Here is a 16,407-nt window from a genome sequence, read left to right as displayed (position 1 = left end):
AATGGAGGTTGTTTAAAATGGCGACTACTTTTACTCCGTTTCCTGATTTAGGGAATTCGGTTCCGGACTTTAAATTACCAGGAGTGGATGGCAAAACCTACTCTTTGAAGGATTTCTCAAACGGGAAGCCGCTTGTTGTGATGTTCATTTGCGCTCACTGCCCCTATGTTCAAGCGGTGGAAGATCGTCTTATTCAGTTGGGGACTGATCTTAAAAAGATGGATGTGAATGTCGTCGGTATTTGCTCGAATGATCCCAAAGACCATCCCGAGGATTCTTTTGAGGCCCTGGCAATACGTTCGAAAGAAAAAAACTATTCCTTCACTTATCTGGTGGATGAAACTCAGACCGTGGCCAAGGCCTTTGGCGCTGTTTGCACACCTGACTTCTTTGTGTATGGTGGAGATTTAAAGCTTTCTTACCGCGGACGCCTGGATAATTCTTGGAAGGATGCTAGCAAAGTAACTCAACGTGAGTTGTATGAAGCTGTGCAAACGCTATTAAAAAATCAAAAAGTTTCTGATGAACAAACAGCTTCAATGGGCTGTTCAATTAAATGGAAGTAGTACAATGAGATATATGATTGTTTTCGTCGTGGTGATGGTTATTTCTTTCGGGGTTTACCTGGCGACATATTTGGGTGCATTCAAAGGCGTACAGCTTTCTGATGCGCAACAACTGGGTCCTTACAAAACTATTTATATCGAACACGTCGGCCCGTACCACAAAGTTAATAAAGTGATCGAAAAAGTTGAAAAATTCATGAAAGAAAAAGGCGTCACATGCCAACGTACTTTCGGTGAATATCTTGATGATCCCCGCCAAGTTGAAGAAGCACGTCTTCGCTCTAAAGTGGGTTGCTTGATTGAAAAAATGCCTGAAGGTGCACCAGAGAACATGAAAGAAGGCGAAATTCCAGCACGTACCTATGTGCAGGCAGTATTCACCGGTTCTCCTGGCATCGGCCCCTTGAAAGTCTATCCCCGAGTTGAGGCTTACCTTCTGGAAAAAAAACTAGAACAAACGGGAGCCGCTGTTGAAATCTACGAGATCCACTCGATCACAGAAAAAGCAGCCATGACAACAACGTACTTGTTCCCAGTAAAAAACAAATAAAAAAAAGCCGCTTCGAAAAGCGGCTTTTTTTTTAATTTATTTTTTTGCGTCGTCTTCAGCAAAACGTTCGCGAAGCTTAACTGGCTCTTTCGGTTTTTTCTTACGCATGCGAATGTTTAACATCTCAACACCCACCGAGAAGGCCATTGCGAAGTAAACGTAGCCTTTCGGGATGTGAACTTCCAAGGATTCAACGATCAAAGTGAAACCAATCATTAACAAGAAGCTCAATGCCAAAATTTTAAGTGATGGATGAGAGTCTACGAAGTTACTGATTGATTTTGCTGACACGATCATCACAACCGCAGAGACAACAACTGCTGCGACCATAACACCGATTTCACTGACCATACCCACTGCGGTGATCACTGAATCCAACGAGAATACTACGTCCAATAAAAGAATCTGAAAGATCACCGCACTGAACGAGTGGGCAACGTGATTTGATTGACTGCCCTCGACCCCTTCCAATTTATGATTGATCTCCATGGTGCTTTTAACGATCAAGAACAAACCACCCAGCAACAAGATCAAGTCGCGACCGGAAATTTCTTGCCCGAAAACAGCAAACAACGGTTCTGTAAGACCGATAATCCAACTTAAAGAGAAGAGTAAAATCACTCGCGTGATGACCGCTAAAGCCAACCCGGTGACACGGGCTCTGTCCTGCTGCTCTTTAGGAAGTTTGCCAGCTAGAATTGAAATAAAAATAACGTTGTCAATACCAAGAACAAGTTCCAAAGCGAACAAAGTAAAAAACGCGATCCATATCTGCGGATTCGAAAGCATTTCGATCATGCTGAGCACTCCTTTAGTCGTGTGTCTGATACGCTAAAGGACGGCATTTACTTTGACCACTGAAATTCCATCACTCAATGCTTCATTTCCATTCAAAAATGTTAAGAATTCTCCCATTAAATTACTCCCCTTCCAAGACTGTTCATCTGATAATGAACGAATGAAGTACTTACCTCTGCTGTGCCTGCCCTTTTTATTCCCCAGCGTTTCCAATGCCCAATCGGCGGTTTGCGCCGAAGCCAAGGAACTGTACGAGGGAATTAAACTCTCTTACGACAAAACAATCGTCACTAAAACGGTACAGCAGCTTAAAACCACCGTCAGATCTTGTGGGCAAACGACCCAACAACTTTTAGGGGTCGATGACAAGTTCCTGGATAGCATGGCCAAAGAATCCCGCAAGCGGGAATTTTTACGGGTCAAAAATGATCTGGATGCCTCGGCCCAGCACGGTGATACGAAAGAGTATGAAAAAGAGTTCACAGAATACGCCAAAGAGTTTGGTTTTGATGACTACAAGAACTATCTAGCTGAAAAGAAAAAGCAGGGCCTTGAAGCTATGGCGGTCGAACGCAAATCCTGCACGGCTGTCGACATGAGTAAAGATCTGCCAGCAACTCGCAATCAGGATTCCGTGGGTTGGTGTTACGCCTTCGCCGCCGCTGATTTAATGTCTTACAAATTAAAAAAGAACATTTCGGCCGCAGACATTGCCTTAAATTATCAAGATGACTGGCTGGATGGAATGAACCGAGGAATATTGGGCACGTCGACAGCCGATATCAACGGGGGATTTACTGATAAAGCCATCTCTAAAGCTGCAAAAAACGGCTTTTGCTTAGAAAGTGAATTACCTAGCGAAGACAATTCAGGCGGAAACTTTGCCGACAACATGCGTGCCTTGGACAGAATGGGCCGAAATCAAGTGATGTCGCAGAGTCTAGCTTGCGATGACTTGTATTCTGAGGCTAAGAAAATGTTTCCCAAAATTAACGTCGGTGATGTTCAAGACGTCGTAAAAAAATCTGTTGAAGACGAATTCATTCTGAATCTGCGCAATAAATCCTGCAAAAACAGAATTCACGAAGCTCCAGAGGCCGTCTCCTATCAGCGCAAAGGATTTTACAACGGATACAACGATTTGATCAGCAGAGCTGTGGACGACAAAAAATATGCAGATATCATCGATGAACAGCTGACTAAGAAAAACCCTGTGAGCGTCGCCGTCGACGCGTATGCTTTTTATGATCGCAGAACTCCAGCATCAACGCCCGACACCGTCGGGGCCCACGCCGTTGTTTTAGCCGGAAGACGTTTCAATGAAAAAACCGGTCAATGCGAATATAAAATTAAAAATTCCTGGGGCAAGGGCTGCTCGACTTACGATAAAAAATATGAATGCAGCCAGGGTCAGTTTTGGATGCCCAAAGCAGATCTTCTGCAACGTACATGGGATGTGACCTATGTTAAATAGTCTGTTGATTCTTGCTACAACATTCTCCTTTGCCCAAGCTCCGCTAACTTGTGAAAAGGGTTTGTTGCGTGAAACCACTAATGGAAAAACAAGTGAAATCAAAGCGACTTATTGCTTTAACGATGACAAGACAATCCTAGCTTCTAAAGGCTGCGGAAAATTAGATTGTAAAATAGCTTTCCGAAAAACTAAATTCATCGATAAATCAAAAGTTCAAAGTACAAGCAGCAATCCTGGTTTCAATCTTTGCCGCGAACTTGAGGGGATCCCACAGATCGTGGAATTTAAGGCCGGGCCAGACTGGTACCGACTGGATCGTTGCACTTTTAAAGATGGCAACTTCGTCAGCACCAGTGAACTTTTGGGCTTCTATATGAAGCCCAACCTGTAAAGTTAAGTCCTAATTGATTTCGTACTCTGCCGTTACTTCTACGCGGACTTTGATTTGTCCTGCGCTAAGCTCCGTCGGCGCAGAATCTGCCATCGCTTTCATAGCAAAGTTACGCACCATTGGAACTGGTGGTTGAACTGCTGATACTCCGTGAGAAATTCTTGAGACACCTTTGATTTTAACGCCGGCTGCTTTTGCGATTTCTTCTGCTTTTATTCTAGTATTTCGAACAGCATCTCCCAAAGCTGATGTTTCAGTTGCGGAACGCTTATCTGAATCCCAGTTGATTGAATTCACGTTCACACCAGAATCTGTAGACTTTTTGTCAGTAACTAAAGCATCCAGGAATGGCCCCGCCTCATCGACTTTCCGCAAAGTTACGACTAAGGATTGTACAACGCGGAAACCAACCATTTTATTAGTCTGCGTTTTCTGATCATAAACGTATTCGGGATTCAAACTGTAGTTGTCTGTCTGGATGTCTTCTTTTTTAACTTTAAAGTCTTCAAAGACTTTCTTAACATTTTTGAACTGATTCGCCGCAGATTGCTGAGCTTGTTTTGCAGTTTGAGCCTTGCTCCAGACTTCGACAGTCATACTGACCATGTTTGGATCCAAGCCTTTTTCAGATGTTCCACTGACTACGATTGTACGATCTGCTCCGTGTGCCATAGTGGCACAAAGTGTAACTGCCAGTACTAATGTTTTTACCATTTTGCTCATAAACGCTCCTTCGTTCTGCTCCAAGATTAAATCAAAAAATATATGAGCTCCAAGGGGATTGACGGATATCGCGCAGCTTGGCAAAATCTGTCTGTTCACAAAATAATTGAAGGAGTTCTAATTATGAAAAGAATGGTTCTTATCGGTACCGCAGTAGCAATGATAGCTACAGGTTGTGCGACAGCGAATGAAAATCCAAATGCGGCTAAAGGCGCTGGTATTGGTGCCGCGATCGGCGCGGTGGCTGGTGCAGTGATTGGTCACCAAACTGGTAAACGTAATGAAGGTGCCTTGATCGGTGCCGCTCTCGGTGCTGGTATCGGTGGTGGCGTTGGTCATCGTATGGATCAACAAGCTAAAGAATTGGCAAAAATCGCTGAAACTAAAAGAACTGAACAAGGTTTGATCACCAAATTGAAATCAGACATCTTGTTCGACACTGGTAAATCAACTTTGAAACCAGCAGCTCAATCTAACATCTCAGAGCTTGCACAAATCATGAAAAAATACCCAGAGAACATTTTGACTGTTCGCGGTTATACTGATGACACAGGAACTGCAGTTAAAAACAATCCACTTTCCAAAGATCGCGCTGAAGCAGTTCGCGCCCAGTTGATCGCAAGTGGTGTTCCTGCAAACACAATCACTTCTATAGGTATGGGTGCAACGAACCCCGTTGACCCTGCAAAAACAGCGGAAGCACGTTCAAAAAATCGTCGCGTTGAAATCGAAATCACTGTGGACGAATCCAAAGTTCCAAAACAAGCTAACGCTCACTAATCATCTGAAAATTTAAAAGTTCACTTGGAAATACCCTGCTCCCACTGCATAAACAGTGGGAGCTTTTTGTTATGTGTTGCAATCAAAGCTTGGCCCTATATAGTTTTTCTAATAACAGGAGCGAGCGGATGATTCACAAGTTCACTTTGATTTCTTTTTCACTGGCAACAGTTTTCACGGCGACTACATGGTCAGCCCCGAAAGATGAATTAAAAATTGCTGTGAATGCCGAGTTCGACACCATTCATCCTCTGGTCAACACCATGGCCGCTGGAGGCTTGATACAAGACGCGATCATGCGTCCGTTAGTAATGATCACTCCCCAGGGCAAACCAAAGGCGGTCCTGATCAAAGAGATTCCCACGATCGAAAACAAGAAAGCCCGTTTATTCACAGATAAAACCGGCAAGCATCTTAAAGCGGATGTGGAATTCATCGACAACGCCATGTGGGGCGATGGCAAGCCGGTGACATGTAAAGACTTGCACGCGGGATGGAAAGTCGGCAGCAACGATTTAGTCGCGACACCAAATCGCGATGATTACGACAACGTTCAAGACATCGTGATCGATAACGCCAATCCAAAAAAATGTTCAATTATTTTTAAAAGACCTCAATACAACTATTATGTCTCATTCCCTCGTCTGCTGCCCGCCCATCTTGAGCTACCCATTTTTGAAAAACACAAGGGTCACGTTCTGGCTTACGAACGCAATTCTTTGTACTCTTCAAAAATAACGGAGCCGGGATTGTATAATGGTCCTTACAGAGTCAGTGAATTAAAACAAGGCAGCCACGTCGTCCTCGTTCCGAATGAAAAATTCTATGGAACTAAACCTTACTTTAAAAAAGTGATCTTTAAATTCATTTTAAATTCCACATCCATGGAAGCAAATTTGATGAGCGGAAATGTCGATATGACATCTTCATCAGGAATGAGCTTTGATCAGACCTTAGCTTTCGAAAAAAAAGTAAAAGCCCAGAATCTGCCTTACGAAGTGAAATATGTGGCTGGATCCATGTATGCACATATCGAACTGAATCTAGATAACTCCATCTTGAAGGACCTTAAGGTCCGCCAAGCTCTGCTTCTTGGTTTTAACCGCAGTGAAATGGGCAAATCTTTTTTTGATGGGAAACAACCTCCCGCCATTCATTTTTCCACTCCCCTGGATGAATGGTTCACGGACGATCCCAAGCTTGTGACGATTTACCCTTACAGCAAAATGAAAGCCCAACGAATGTTGGATGAAGCTGGCTGGAAAATGGGGCCCGATGGCTATCGCTATAAAGACGGCAAAAAAATGAGCCTGACGATGACCAACGTTGCCGACAATAAGATGAATGAAATGATTGCGGTTTATCTGCAAGGTCAATGGAAACAACTGGGACTTGAGGTGATTCTAAAAAGCTTCCCAGGCCGTGTGTTCTTTGGAGAGATTTTGCGCCAAAGAAAGTTTGAGATGGCAGCATTAACCTGGGTCGAGTCCCCGAACATGGTCCCGCAAGGAACTATGAGTTCCGAAATGGTACCTTCCAAAGGAAATGGGTGGTCAGGCCACAATCGTTCCGGCTGGAAAAACAAAGAAGTGGATAAACTACTTGTACAAGCTGGAGAAGAATTCGATCAGAAAAAAAGAATCGAAATCATGCACAAGATTTTAAAGATTTACACGGAAGAGCTTCCGCAATTACCAAGTTACTATCGTTCCAACACTTCGATCATTCCGAAGGGTCTTAAAGGATACGAAATGTCGGGCCATAATAATTCCGAATATCTACAAATCGAAAACTGGCACTTCTAAGGTAACAGTTCCCTTTTCGTACGGCATCGCAGTACGAAAAGGGAACTGTTACCTTAAAAAAAAAGCCCGCTTTTCAGCGGGCTTTTTAAGCTATTCCAATTTAACTAAGATAATTAGTTAACAGATGCGTTATCGCAAGTTGGAACTGTGTATGCTTTAGTGAAAAGCAAACGAGCTGGTTGGTTGTGACCAACTTGAGTGTAAACTTTTACGTTAACAGTCATTGGGTATGTACCAGTGTAAACTACGTCTTTGCAAACTGTGCGGTCACCTTTAGTTTGATCACAGAAAGATTCTTTGTGAGTGTAGTTGATAGAAGTAGAAAGAACTTCAGAACCAACAACTTTGAATTCAGTGCGACCGTTTTGGTTAGTTGGTTGAACAACTTCAACGATGTCTACTGGTTTGATAGTTTGAAGAGTGTCACCGTTACGGCAAACGAAAGTGTAATCAATAGCGCGGCCCATGTATACAACTGGAGCTACGATTTGATAAGGACCTTTAGCTGCATTGATTTCTTCCCAAGAAGAGTTAGCAGAGATAGCTGCGTTAGCAGTTTGACCAACGATAAGAGCGGCAATAGCAAGGATCATGTTTTTCATTATTTTCTCCTGTGTTAATGGATCTGTTTTTTGTTGTGCCGCATAAATGCACCCGATTACGCACAAAGACAATAGCAATTTTGAACAGCGCGTAAATTTCACTTAATTTATGAAATCTTTGCAGTTATCGTCGACAATTAGACACCCCACATATTACAAAGTCCTAATAGATACGAGGACTTGTGACTTCAAAAAAACTTTTGGTGATTCTATTTCTACAAATTTTGCCTGTTTATTCAGCATCAGCAAATGATGGTGGAAGACAGATCATTTTAGATGTTGGAAATGACTATTTCACAGGGCCAGAACATTCAGATCGCCATCTGACTAACAATATATCTGTGGGTGTTATTCAAAGTGGGCTGTTCGGATTCACGAGCGGTTTTAAAGATGACTTTTCTTCTTCGCAGAAACTTTATTCGAGTTTGGCCATTTCACAGTTCATCTATACGCCCGAAAACACCGATCTCGCGATTCCAGATCCAGCGGACCAACCGTATGCTGGTTGGTTGTTCCTAACAAGCACGCTGGGTGTGCGTGAAGAAAAGCTTTTAACTATATATGCAATCGACCTGGGTGTCGTGGGTCCTGCTGCCTTAGCAAAAGAAACACAGAATGCTTATCACCGGATGATTGGGGTGGATGAAGCTCAAGGATGGGACCATCAACTTCATAATGAGCTTGGTATCAATGTAAAGGTCAAGCAGGCCGTACTCCCCTATCGTTATGAAGGCAGTGCTGATTCCGATTTCATTTATTTCTATGGGGGCTCTTTAGGAAACGTCGATACCCATGCAGAAATTGGCGCTATCCTTCGCTGGGGCTATAATATTCCAGATGATATGGGCTATAGAGCCATCAATGCGTATGATGAACGCTTCTCTTTATTTGCGGTATTTCGTATCAATGAAAAGATCGTGGCTAAAGACATTTTTTTGGATGGAAACTCTGATGGAGAAAGTCCGTCAGTTGAAAAGCGTCCTCTGCTGACGGCCGGGAGTGCCGGTTTCGTTTTAAGATTTGATGATGTGGAATTTGGTTATAGCTATGAGATGAGCACGAAGCGCTTTAAAACTCAGACGACGGACGACAGCCGCGGAAATATCTCATTAAGTTACCAGCGCGGCTTCTAGAACGAATAACTTATCGCCAGAACCGTATTCACAGTTCCTAAGAAAATAAACACCGGCTTTACATCACCATTGGGCTCGCGGGACGCACTATAGAAATTGGCAACAGCGATCAAAGAGTGAGTCACAACGCGAATCCAACGGCGCGCCTCCCTTTTATCGTGTTCCTTTTCTAAATACTTTTGCAAAATGCGGTTTTTCTCCTGCACAGAAATGTTAGAGTGCTCTAAGGCGAAAAAGAAACTGTCGTATTCATTGCCCGTCCAATAGTGGCTCGCACCCAACCCTATTGCAGCTATTCCGACTGTAGAAGTTAAAGCATAAACACTGCGACTTAAGGGATCGTTAGAAAGATCATAGCCGATCACCCCACCGACCGCGGCAAGCCCCCCAGAAATCATATAGCTAAGACCCAAACGCTCGTCTTCTTGCTGTTGCTCGTGGATGAATTGTTTAAACTGTGACCACTCCGGCAACCCCTGATAATGACTCTCATCGCTCATGAAGGCATGGGCCTGGGACGTGATTGTTATAAGCGCCACAAGAGCAGCGATCACAAAGGCCTTCATAACGTCACTCCAAAGGAGATATAAACGCCGCTATCGTCATCCTGGCTCCAATAGGAAAGTCCGCTGGTGAGGTTCTTATAACCTAATAGAAAGCCTGCTGAGTGGTCGTTCTGTCCTCCACTGACCGCTAACTGTAAGATACCTAACTTATAAGAAATAGCTGCGCGAAACGCCTCTTGCCAATGTTCCGTATCTGAATTGATGGCGAACTGTGTTCCGACCTCTAATAGCCCCATACCAGTAGGTGGCTTGATGGAGGCGCCTAACAGGCCCTGTGGTTTCACCGGATATTGCTCAGACTTTTCGTCAGTAAAGCCCCACTGCGAAAGCATCGCAGAAATCTGGGGCTTCCACTCCTGATCATCCCATGCATAGACAAAGCCAGGTTCCACATAAAACAGATCCTGCGTTCTAGCACGGAAGAGATCTTCTGACTCCCCCGCCACGGCTTCGGTTAACAGGATATAGTTTCCAACGAATTTCACGTGGGTGTATCGAAGCTGAATACCTGCAAAAAAATTGTGGCTCACGTACGAAGAAAACTGCAACTTTAAACTTTTCTCTTCAGCAGCGATAAAGCTCATGGCAGGCAACGAGGGATTATGGATGTCTGTGTAAAACACCAAGCGATAGGGCTCAGCGGATAGACCCCATGTACGAGCTTGAAAAGCCGCTTCTAAGGAGGCCTCGGCTTGGGAGGCATCACGACGGGAAAAAATTCTGTTCACTTGTTCTGGAGTGGCATTTCCATTTACCAAGTCATCGACGTCGCTGAGGTAATCCATATTTGTGCCAAGAAAAAGATCGCTATCAAAGCGTTTCTCATCGTTCTTAGCAATAAAGGCCGGGTTGCAAGGAAGACCGCGTTCGATACTGTCCATCGAATAGCAAGCCGTACCGAAAGTTCTAAACAAAAAGCGCGTTCCGCCGTCACGAAAATAGGCAGGCAAGGGCCCAGCCTGTGCCACACAGGATAAGGCTAGGAAAGCTGCAAGCGCCCTTAAAAGCATGCATCCCCCAAGGGAATCGACACGGCTGACATTTGAGTTTTAAATGATGCAAGTTGCGCGCGGTACTGTTTAAGCTCGTCCATTTTCTTGGGAAAAGCTTTTTCCAAATCGGTGCCCAAGCTTTCTAGAGAATTTAAAACCTTTTCGCACCATTGCCACCAAGGACGAATATCTTTAAGGCACAGTTTATTTTCATCGCTTTGAGCTTGTAACTGCCACGAAAGCAAGCCTTCACCGACGTTGGCTTTTAGAACCACCACACGCAAAATGGCGCTATATAGTCTTGCGCCCGCATTATCTGTTTCAGATAAAACTTTGACGGCTTTATCAAGATCACTGCGGCCCGACTTTGTGACATTGGGAACTTGCTCCCACTGTGCTAGGAAATCTTCTAGGTTATGAATGACTTCGTTGGTTTGTTCAGAAAAGTTCAGTTGTGCCAGCTGCATGCGAACGACGGGTTTATGCTTTACGACTACAAAATTATAGATGCTATCAAATTTTACTCCCGCACGGGCTGCATAGGCAGAAGCCAATGCCATACGCACTTGGGGATGGGGGTCCTCTTTCAATAGCTTTTGAAAGTAATCAACGGCTTGATCATAGTTTTGCTGATCGAGGTAATCGAAACCACGATTCATTTTTTGCTCGCGAGTTTCCGGCTTCACGGAATTGCACGCAGACAAAACGGCGATCAAAAGTAAGAGAGGAATCCAACGCATAGAACGCGGATAGTAAGCGGATGCGTCCAAAATTTAAATAGACCAAATCAAAATTATACTTAATTCACACTTCGTTACCTGGTGGTAACAAGAAAATTTAACGTGGATAAATCATACTTGTGGTGGAGTCGAACTGCGGGGCTGAGGCTGCAAAGTCTTGATAGGAAAGACTTTGCATAAGCTTAAATGCGCCCATGGTTTTATCATAGATCACTCCTTGCTCGCGATTTTGAACAAACGAGGTGATTGAGCCCTTTTGGAATTTTCCTTTAGGATCAAGCTTTATCAATAACAGCGGTGCCAGGCCTGCAGTGCCTAGAATATTAATCCCACGCTCTGTCGCAAAATTTCCCATGCTATAAACCACCAAGTGGCCTTTATAAACTTCCAAACCACGAGGCACGTGAGGACCATGCATTATGATCAAGCTTGCCCCCGCATCGATCGCTCCTCTGGCAAAGGCCACTGAGTTCCCGCGGTTTTCACCCATATAGTATTCAGTCTGATTGGGAGTTCTGAGAGCATCGGAACCCTCGCCACCTGCGTGAGAAGACACGATCACGACATCAAAACGTTTTTTCAGTTCTCGAATCTCTTGATAGGTTTTTTCAGGAGCAGAAATACTGCGAGGACCCGGATAAAAATCCGTTGCGATCAAAGCCACACGAATGCCACGCACGGTGAACTGGGCGACTTCAGCTCCCCTTTTTGTGGAGTACTGTATTTGATAGGAACGCAACGTCTGTTGAGTTGAATAAAGACCTTCCACACCAAAATCCATGGCATGGTTATTGGCTAAGCTCACGACATTGAAACCTGCATTCGCAAACGTGCGTGCGAACTCCGTGGGAGTACGGAACAAGTGGCGATTTGCACCTTCACTTTTTGATCCAGCACCTTTAGAGCCGTCGAACAATGTTCCTTCAAAGTTAGCGAAACGAATATCGCCGGTTTTAATATAGGCTTCAGAATATTTAAAAAGTTTGCGCCCTTGATCATTTGGCAGTTTATCCGTGGGATAATCCGTTCCAAGCATCACGTCACCCACTGCGGAAATGGTGACAAAAGATTCTTCAGCGGCAATCGCTGACAGCGAAAAACTTAAAGCGGAGAGGACGATCCAGAGTATTTTCATTGCAGGAGAGTTATACAATATCCTACAGATGTTGGCCTCCCTAGCAGAGGCCTTCAGCATTTATTTCAGCCCTGTCAAATTTTATGACAGGTTTCAGAAGGGCTTCATTGTTTTATGGGGAAAGCGTCTTTTCTTTTGCTGTGTCAGGATACCAAATTTTTAGATATGAACTCTGATAGGGGATGCTTTCTTCGATATCACCGCTCTTAAGACCATCCATATACGTTTTACTGATCACCAAAACCTGGGTCTTGTAGTCGCTGGCAGGCTCCCCCGCCAAGGCACGGTTTAACTCATCGGCTAGCTGCCACCCTTGGGTCTGTAGGGGCTCTGCCACCGTAACCAACTGCGGGGACTTGAGAGCATCAACCCGTGCTATGCCATCAACGGAGCCATCACCAGCAGCGATACCTACAACGTCTTCACGATGAATGGCTTTTAAGGACGGAGCCATCATATCAAAATACAGATCGTTAATCGCTAGCGTATGAGTCCATGATTTTCCGTAACGCTGATTCCAAGCTTTGATCAGATGAGGGATTTCTTTATCGGCATGAGCGATTGCCACGTCTTCGACGGCAATCAACTTGAAGTTGGGCATAGCTTCGATCGCTTTTTTCATTGCCAACGTTTTTGTGGTTGCGATGGAATAATCCCGGTCTGTCAAAATAATCACGCCACCGGTTTTAGCTCCATAATTTAAAACCTGAGCAGCAGCTGTGTGTGCGACGGCGATAGGATCAGTCGTTATATTAGTGAACATATCGCTTGTAGGACCTGACTTAGCGGCTGCATGCCAGCCAACGACTTTGACACTTTTCTTACGAGCTTTTTTCAAAGTGTCGCGAAAATCAGCACCATCAAACCCACCCAAAACAATTCCATCAGGGACATCTTTAAGTGCTTTTTTTAAGTTTGAAAGAACACAGCTTTTTTGACCACCACAATCCGCAATATCGACCTGCCACTTCAAGTGATGTCCAGCTTGTTTAAACGACTCACTGACAGATTTAACTCCCCCGTTGCGCAGATTGGAGGCGATGAACAAAATTTTTTTGTTCGGTTGTGCTTGCGGGCCGTTGTCTGGAAGTGCTTTTGCAACGGAAGCAAGCAAACAAGACGTCATGAACAACTTGAAAACAGTCTCAAGAATCCTTGCTTGTTGATTTACAAAAATGGAAAGCTTATTCATACACAGAAAGTTTCTAAGTTAAGAACTTGTGAATGCAACAGATCACAGCATTTTTTTGAGTTCTTCTTGATCCTGTTTGCTGTTGGGAACAAGCCACTCCGGAGGAACATGCTCGGTGACATAGGACCACGACTGTTTCAGCATGGGCTTTGCCAGAGGCTTTTTATGGAGATCCTTAAGCAGCTGAAGATGACGAAGCAAAATAGTGCGCGTCGGTTTATAAAAACCCTCGTCGTCGGTTCCAGCATTCGTAATTTCTTCGGATGCTTCAGCTTTTTCAATAAGATTTGTAAAGAATTGCTCAAGGCTCATGGACCTATTGTCCAATACTCACTCTCAACCGTCAATCAGTGGGCTCATTTCGAGTGGCGATAAAAATCGAAACACTGACCAAAACTGCAGTGGCAACCAACAAAACATTTTGGTTTTGAATGCGTAACCACATCACTGTTAACGAGACCAGTATCATTGAGACAGCTAAAAGCTTCGCACGTCTCGAGATCGCTCTTTTTTCATCCCAATTTTTTAGGGCGGGACCGAACAGAGGCTGACGATACAGCCACGCATGGGCTTTCTTAGAACTTCTGACAAAACACCATGCCGATAAAATCACAAAAGGCGTTGTGGGAAGTATCGGCAAAAAGACACCTATAATTCCCATTGCCAAAGAGACCGCCCCCAGTATCAATAAAAATATTCTTAATACCGGGTTTCCGACAAGGCCGGGCATGATCTGTTTATCCAGCAGCCACGGTAAAGACCGAGGCACACTGGCCGGGACGTCTTAAGATATGCACTTTATAAGCGATCGATTTAAAGATATCAGCAAAGCGCACTGCAATTCCTTTAAACGAGCCTTTCACATCGCCCACTTCTAAACGTATAAATCCCTTTACAAGTGGAGAGACAGTCACGCGAATGAGCGAGTGTCGCTCAAACTTATTCGTGAACGTCAAAAGATCGGCTAACGGCGGAGGCGGCAATCCTAAGCTGCTGCTAAAACCTGCCGCAAAGTATTCAGGGGAATTCATGCTAAAGCCCGGAATCGCCGGTGGATAGAATGAATGACCTTTCAATGTTTCTGCGCCTTCACGGTGACCCATCGTCATACCCGCCTTCGCAACAACACCAATCACAGAAATCGCAGCTTTCGTGTTATCGAATCTTTCCGAATTATGAAAAATTTCAAAAACGAAGGCCTTTTTGCTTTTACTGTAAGCCATGCTGAAACCAACTTCTTCCGCACCGCCAGCACCCTTTTTCATCACGCCGGTTTCAGCCACCATTCCTAAGGACACGCTCAAACCGAATTCATTTGAATCAATCAATAAAGGGGCTTGGGACCACAATTTATAATCCATCCCTTTAAGTACACTTGAAATAGCTTGGTCACTGCGTTGTTTAAACGTCAATCGTACTTTGTCTTCTTTAGGAGTGTTTTTGCCGAAGACCTTTTTGACGTTGACTTTGATAAAGCTAAAGCCATCCCCCATTAGACTTCCCGCACCGAGCGCAAACTTTGTAGAATTTAAAATTCGAGCCGCGTTCGTTAAGAAATGCAGGCGCATTTCTTGGAATTTTGCCTTGTGTTCGTCTGACAGGTTTTCATAGGACTCCAGCGGATTGATCTCTTCAACCTTTCCGCCACGAGCTAAGATTTCGGCACGAACCTTTTCTGGAATCGTAAGGCCCAAAGCATCCTTCATCGCATTTACGTCAGGATAAGCATCCAACGTGATGGACTTACCATCGCCATACTTAATGACCGTCGAGGCTTTATCAGCATCAGTAACGACCTTGGCGGGCTCGAGGTTTTTTTCGACCAGCTCCGTTTCCACGGAATCAGGTTGATCCCCTTCCACGGCGAAAGCCATGCGGCCGGGGACCATCAAAATCAGCATCACGTACAATAGGAATTGAACTGTATTTTTCATAACTCGGCGGTTTAGTGCAAAGGGTGGACCGGTTAAAATCCGCTTTAACCCCTCGAAATCCGCTGATTTTCATTTGTTAGGATTGTCAAAGGTGCCGAAAATTGTTGGTCATTCCATAGACAGGGACTCGGAAAAATTTCAAAAAATCTTCCTGGGGTTTCACAGCAGCATGGTTCACCCTATAGTGGTCTTTTGTTTCAGGAGGTCCCATGAAGATACTTTTAAGTCTGTTATTTATGACATCGTCTTTCTTCATGCAAACGGCTGAGGCCTCGATGAGCGAGTCTGCCTTTTCGACATTGCTTAACATCATTCAAAAAAATTATCCCGATATCGAGATCCAAGGTAGTTGGGATAACGAAACCGTGAACGCTCAGGCGATGCGCTTTGATGAAAGCAAGCTTGTTGTGATTTACGGTGGACTTGCGCACGAACGAACAACGACCGTCGATAGCTTCACATTGATGGTGTGCCATGAAATCGGACATCATCTAGGTGAAAAGCCCTACTTCCCAGCTGTGGGTGCCGCTCCCTGGGTCACTGGTGAAGGTGCAGCTGATTATTACTCCGTTCAATCTTGTTTTAATAAATTGGCTCCTACGATTGCGGAACAAAAAGTTACGCTTCCTCAAAATTATGAATCAGATATCCGGAAAATATGTTCCTCGCAGACTGAATTTGCAATATGTCGTCGTGCGCTTATCGCAGGGATCATTGTCGCCAAACTTCAGTGGCAAGTTCTTCCCTATGAAACTGCCGAACCTCACCTAAGCAATAAGGATCCTGAAAAAGTAAAATCAGTCTTACTAGAATATGGCAGTCCTCAATGTCGGTTGGACACTTTCGTCGCAAGTGCCATTGCAGCTCCTCGTCCGCAGTGTTGGTTTCCGCGACATTGACTCCATGGAGTAGCGACTTTCTTCGAACTTTCGTAAGGAAAATTCTGTAATAAACTATACACAGGTCTAGGTTTATACGAGAAAACTCATTTTTGTTTCATTCCACACCTGGATTTTGGTCCAATAA

Annotated in this window: 19 protein-coding genes; 8 read left to right on the top strand and 11 right to left on the bottom strand. The window is 44.4% G+C overall.

Translation table 11 applies throughout. From position 1 onward, the window contains the following. The first annotated feature begins 17 nt into the window (after positions 1-17). Both B9G69_RS10550 and B9G69_RS10545 read left to right on the top strand, forming a co-directional pair. The gene (locus B9G69_RS10550) at positions 18-566 is read left to right on the top strand and encodes a thioredoxin family protein (RefSeq protein WP_088615077.1); all 549 of its coding nucleotides are present in this window, start codon (positions 18-20) and stop codon (positions 564-566) included. Positions 567-570: 4 nt separating this feature from the next. After that, positions 571-1,116 carry a GyrI-like domain-containing protein gene (locus B9G69_RS10545; RefSeq protein ID WP_265437728.1) on the top strand — a complete coding sequence of 182 codons (546 nt, stop codon included), beginning with the start codon at positions 571-573 and terminating at the stop codon, positions 1,114-1,116. A gap of 36 nt (positions 1,117-1,152) precedes the next feature. Here B9G69_RS10545 and B9G69_RS10540 read toward each other — a convergent pair whose 3' ends face one another. After that, positions 1,153-1,914: a TerC family protein gene (locus tag B9G69_RS10540; protein ID WP_088615079.1), complete on the bottom strand. Its 762-nt coding sequence runs from the start codon at positions 1,912-1,914 to the stop codon at positions 1,153-1,155. A 160-nt stretch (positions 1,915-2,074) separates the two neighbouring features. Between B9G69_RS10540 and B9G69_RS10535 the strand changes: the two genes are divergently transcribed. Together B9G69_RS10535 and B9G69_RS10530 are read left to right on the top strand one after the other, a co-directional pair. After that, entirely contained in the window at positions 2,075-3,388 is a 1,314-nt protein-coding gene (locus B9G69_RS10535; RefSeq protein ID WP_088615080.1) for a C1 family peptidase, read from the top strand. After that, positions 3,378-3,779: a hypothetical protein gene (locus B9G69_RS10530; protein WP_088615081.1), complete on the top strand. Its 402-nt coding sequence runs from the start codon at positions 3,378-3,380 to the stop codon at positions 3,777-3,779. The genes B9G69_RS10535 and B9G69_RS10530 overlap by 11 nt, the downstream gene beginning before the upstream one ends. A gap of 9 nt (positions 3,780-3,788) precedes the next feature. Here B9G69_RS10530 and B9G69_RS10525 read toward each other — a convergent pair whose 3' ends face one another. Then, positions 3,789-4,502, bottom strand: coding sequence for an SIMPL domain-containing protein (locus tag B9G69_RS10525; RefSeq protein ID WP_254916834.1), 714 nt, complete (start codon positions 4,500-4,502; stop codon positions 3,789-3,791). 123 nt (positions 4,503-4,625) lie between these two features. On the opposite strand from B9G69_RS10525, the gene B9G69_RS10520 reads away from it, so the two are divergent. Continuing rightward, positions 4,626-5,282, top strand: coding sequence for an OmpA family protein (locus B9G69_RS10520; protein WP_088615082.1), 657 nt, complete (start codon positions 4,626-4,628; stop codon positions 5,280-5,282). 128 nt (positions 5,283-5,410) lie between these two features. Further along, entirely contained in the window at positions 5,411-7,087 is a 1,677-nt protein-coding gene (locus B9G69_RS10515; protein ID WP_176400935.1) for a peptide ABC transporter substrate-binding protein, read from the top strand. Between the two features lie 113 nt (positions 7,088-7,200). Here the strand turns inward: B9G69_RS10515 and B9G69_RS10510 are convergent, their stop codons facing one another. Then, a complete protein-coding gene (locus B9G69_RS10510) occupies positions 7,201-7,689 on the bottom strand; it encodes a hypothetical protein (RefSeq protein ID WP_088615084.1) in 489 nt (162 codons plus the stop codon). A 182-nt stretch (positions 7,690-7,871) separates the two neighbouring features. Here B9G69_RS10510 and B9G69_RS10505 point away from each other — a divergent pair, with 182 nt between their 5' ends. Then, positions 7,872-8,822 (top strand): lipid A deacylase LpxR family protein, encoded by a 951-nt coding sequence (locus B9G69_RS10505; protein WP_176400936.1) that lies wholly within the window; start codon positions 7,872-7,874, stop codon positions 8,820-8,822. On the opposite strand, the gene B9G69_RS10500 is transcribed toward B9G69_RS10505, so the two are convergent. The 8 genes from B9G69_RS10500 to B9G69_RS10465 all read right to left on the bottom strand — a co-directional run bounded on the left by B9G69_RS10500 (position 8,819) and on the right by B9G69_RS10465 (position 15,381). Further along, positions 8,819-9,388, bottom strand: a complete 570-nt coding sequence (locus B9G69_RS10500) for a hypothetical protein (protein ID WP_265437727.1) — start codon at positions 9,386-9,388, stop codon at positions 8,819-8,821. The genes B9G69_RS10505 and B9G69_RS10500 overlap by 4 nt on opposite strands. Further along, entirely contained in the window at positions 9,385-10,398 is a 1,014-nt protein-coding gene (locus tag B9G69_RS10495; protein ID WP_088615087.1) for a hypothetical protein, read from the bottom strand. The genes B9G69_RS10500 and B9G69_RS10495 overlap by 4 nt, the downstream gene beginning before the upstream one ends. Further along, on the bottom strand, positions 10,389-11,120 hold the full coding sequence (locus tag B9G69_RS10490; protein WP_088615088.1) for a tetratricopeptide repeat protein: 732 nt from the start codon (positions 11,118-11,120) through the stop codon (positions 10,389-10,391). The genes B9G69_RS10495 and B9G69_RS10490 overlap by 10 nt, the downstream gene beginning before the upstream one ends. A gap of 97 nt (positions 11,121-11,217) precedes the next feature. Further along, on the bottom strand, positions 11,218-12,255 hold the full coding sequence (locus B9G69_RS10485) for a CapA family protein (RefSeq protein ID WP_265437726.1): 1,038 nt from the start codon (positions 12,253-12,255) through the stop codon (positions 11,218-11,220). Positions 12,256-12,367: 112 nt separating this feature from the next. Continuing rightward, positions 12,368-13,447, bottom strand: a complete 1,080-nt coding sequence (locus B9G69_RS10480; protein ID WP_088615091.1) for a substrate-binding domain-containing protein — start codon at positions 13,445-13,447, stop codon at positions 12,368-12,370. 42 nt (positions 13,448-13,489) lie between these two features. Continuing rightward, positions 13,490-13,759, bottom strand: a complete 270-nt coding sequence (locus B9G69_RS10475; RefSeq protein ID WP_088615092.1) for a hypothetical protein — start codon at positions 13,757-13,759, stop codon at positions 13,490-13,492. 31 nt (positions 13,760-13,790) lie between these two features. Further along, the gene (locus B9G69_RS10470; RefSeq protein WP_217897686.1) at positions 13,791-14,108 is read right to left on the bottom strand and encodes a YbaN family protein; all 318 of its coding nucleotides are present in this window, start codon (positions 14,106-14,108) and stop codon (positions 13,791-13,793) included. Between the two features lie 76 nt (positions 14,109-14,184). Then, the gene (locus B9G69_RS10465; protein ID WP_088615094.1) at positions 14,185-15,381 is read right to left on the bottom strand and encodes a hypothetical protein; all 1,197 of its coding nucleotides are present in this window, start codon (positions 15,379-15,381) and stop codon (positions 14,185-14,187) included. A gap of 209 nt (positions 15,382-15,590) precedes the next feature. Between B9G69_RS10465 and B9G69_RS10460 the strand changes: the two genes are divergently transcribed. Next, a complete protein-coding gene (locus tag B9G69_RS10460) occupies positions 15,591-16,280 on the top strand; it encodes a hypothetical protein (RefSeq protein WP_141096901.1) in 690 nt (229 codons plus the stop codon). Positions 16,281-16,407 lie beyond the last annotated feature (127 nt).

The sequence above is a fragment of the Bdellovibrio sp. SKB1291214 genome (genome assembly GCF_002209355.2).
Lineage (GTDB): Bacteria > Bdellovibrionota > Bdellovibrionia > Bdellovibrionales > Bdellovibrionaceae > Bdellovibrio.
This window is presented reverse-complemented; position numbering and strand designations above follow the sequence as displayed.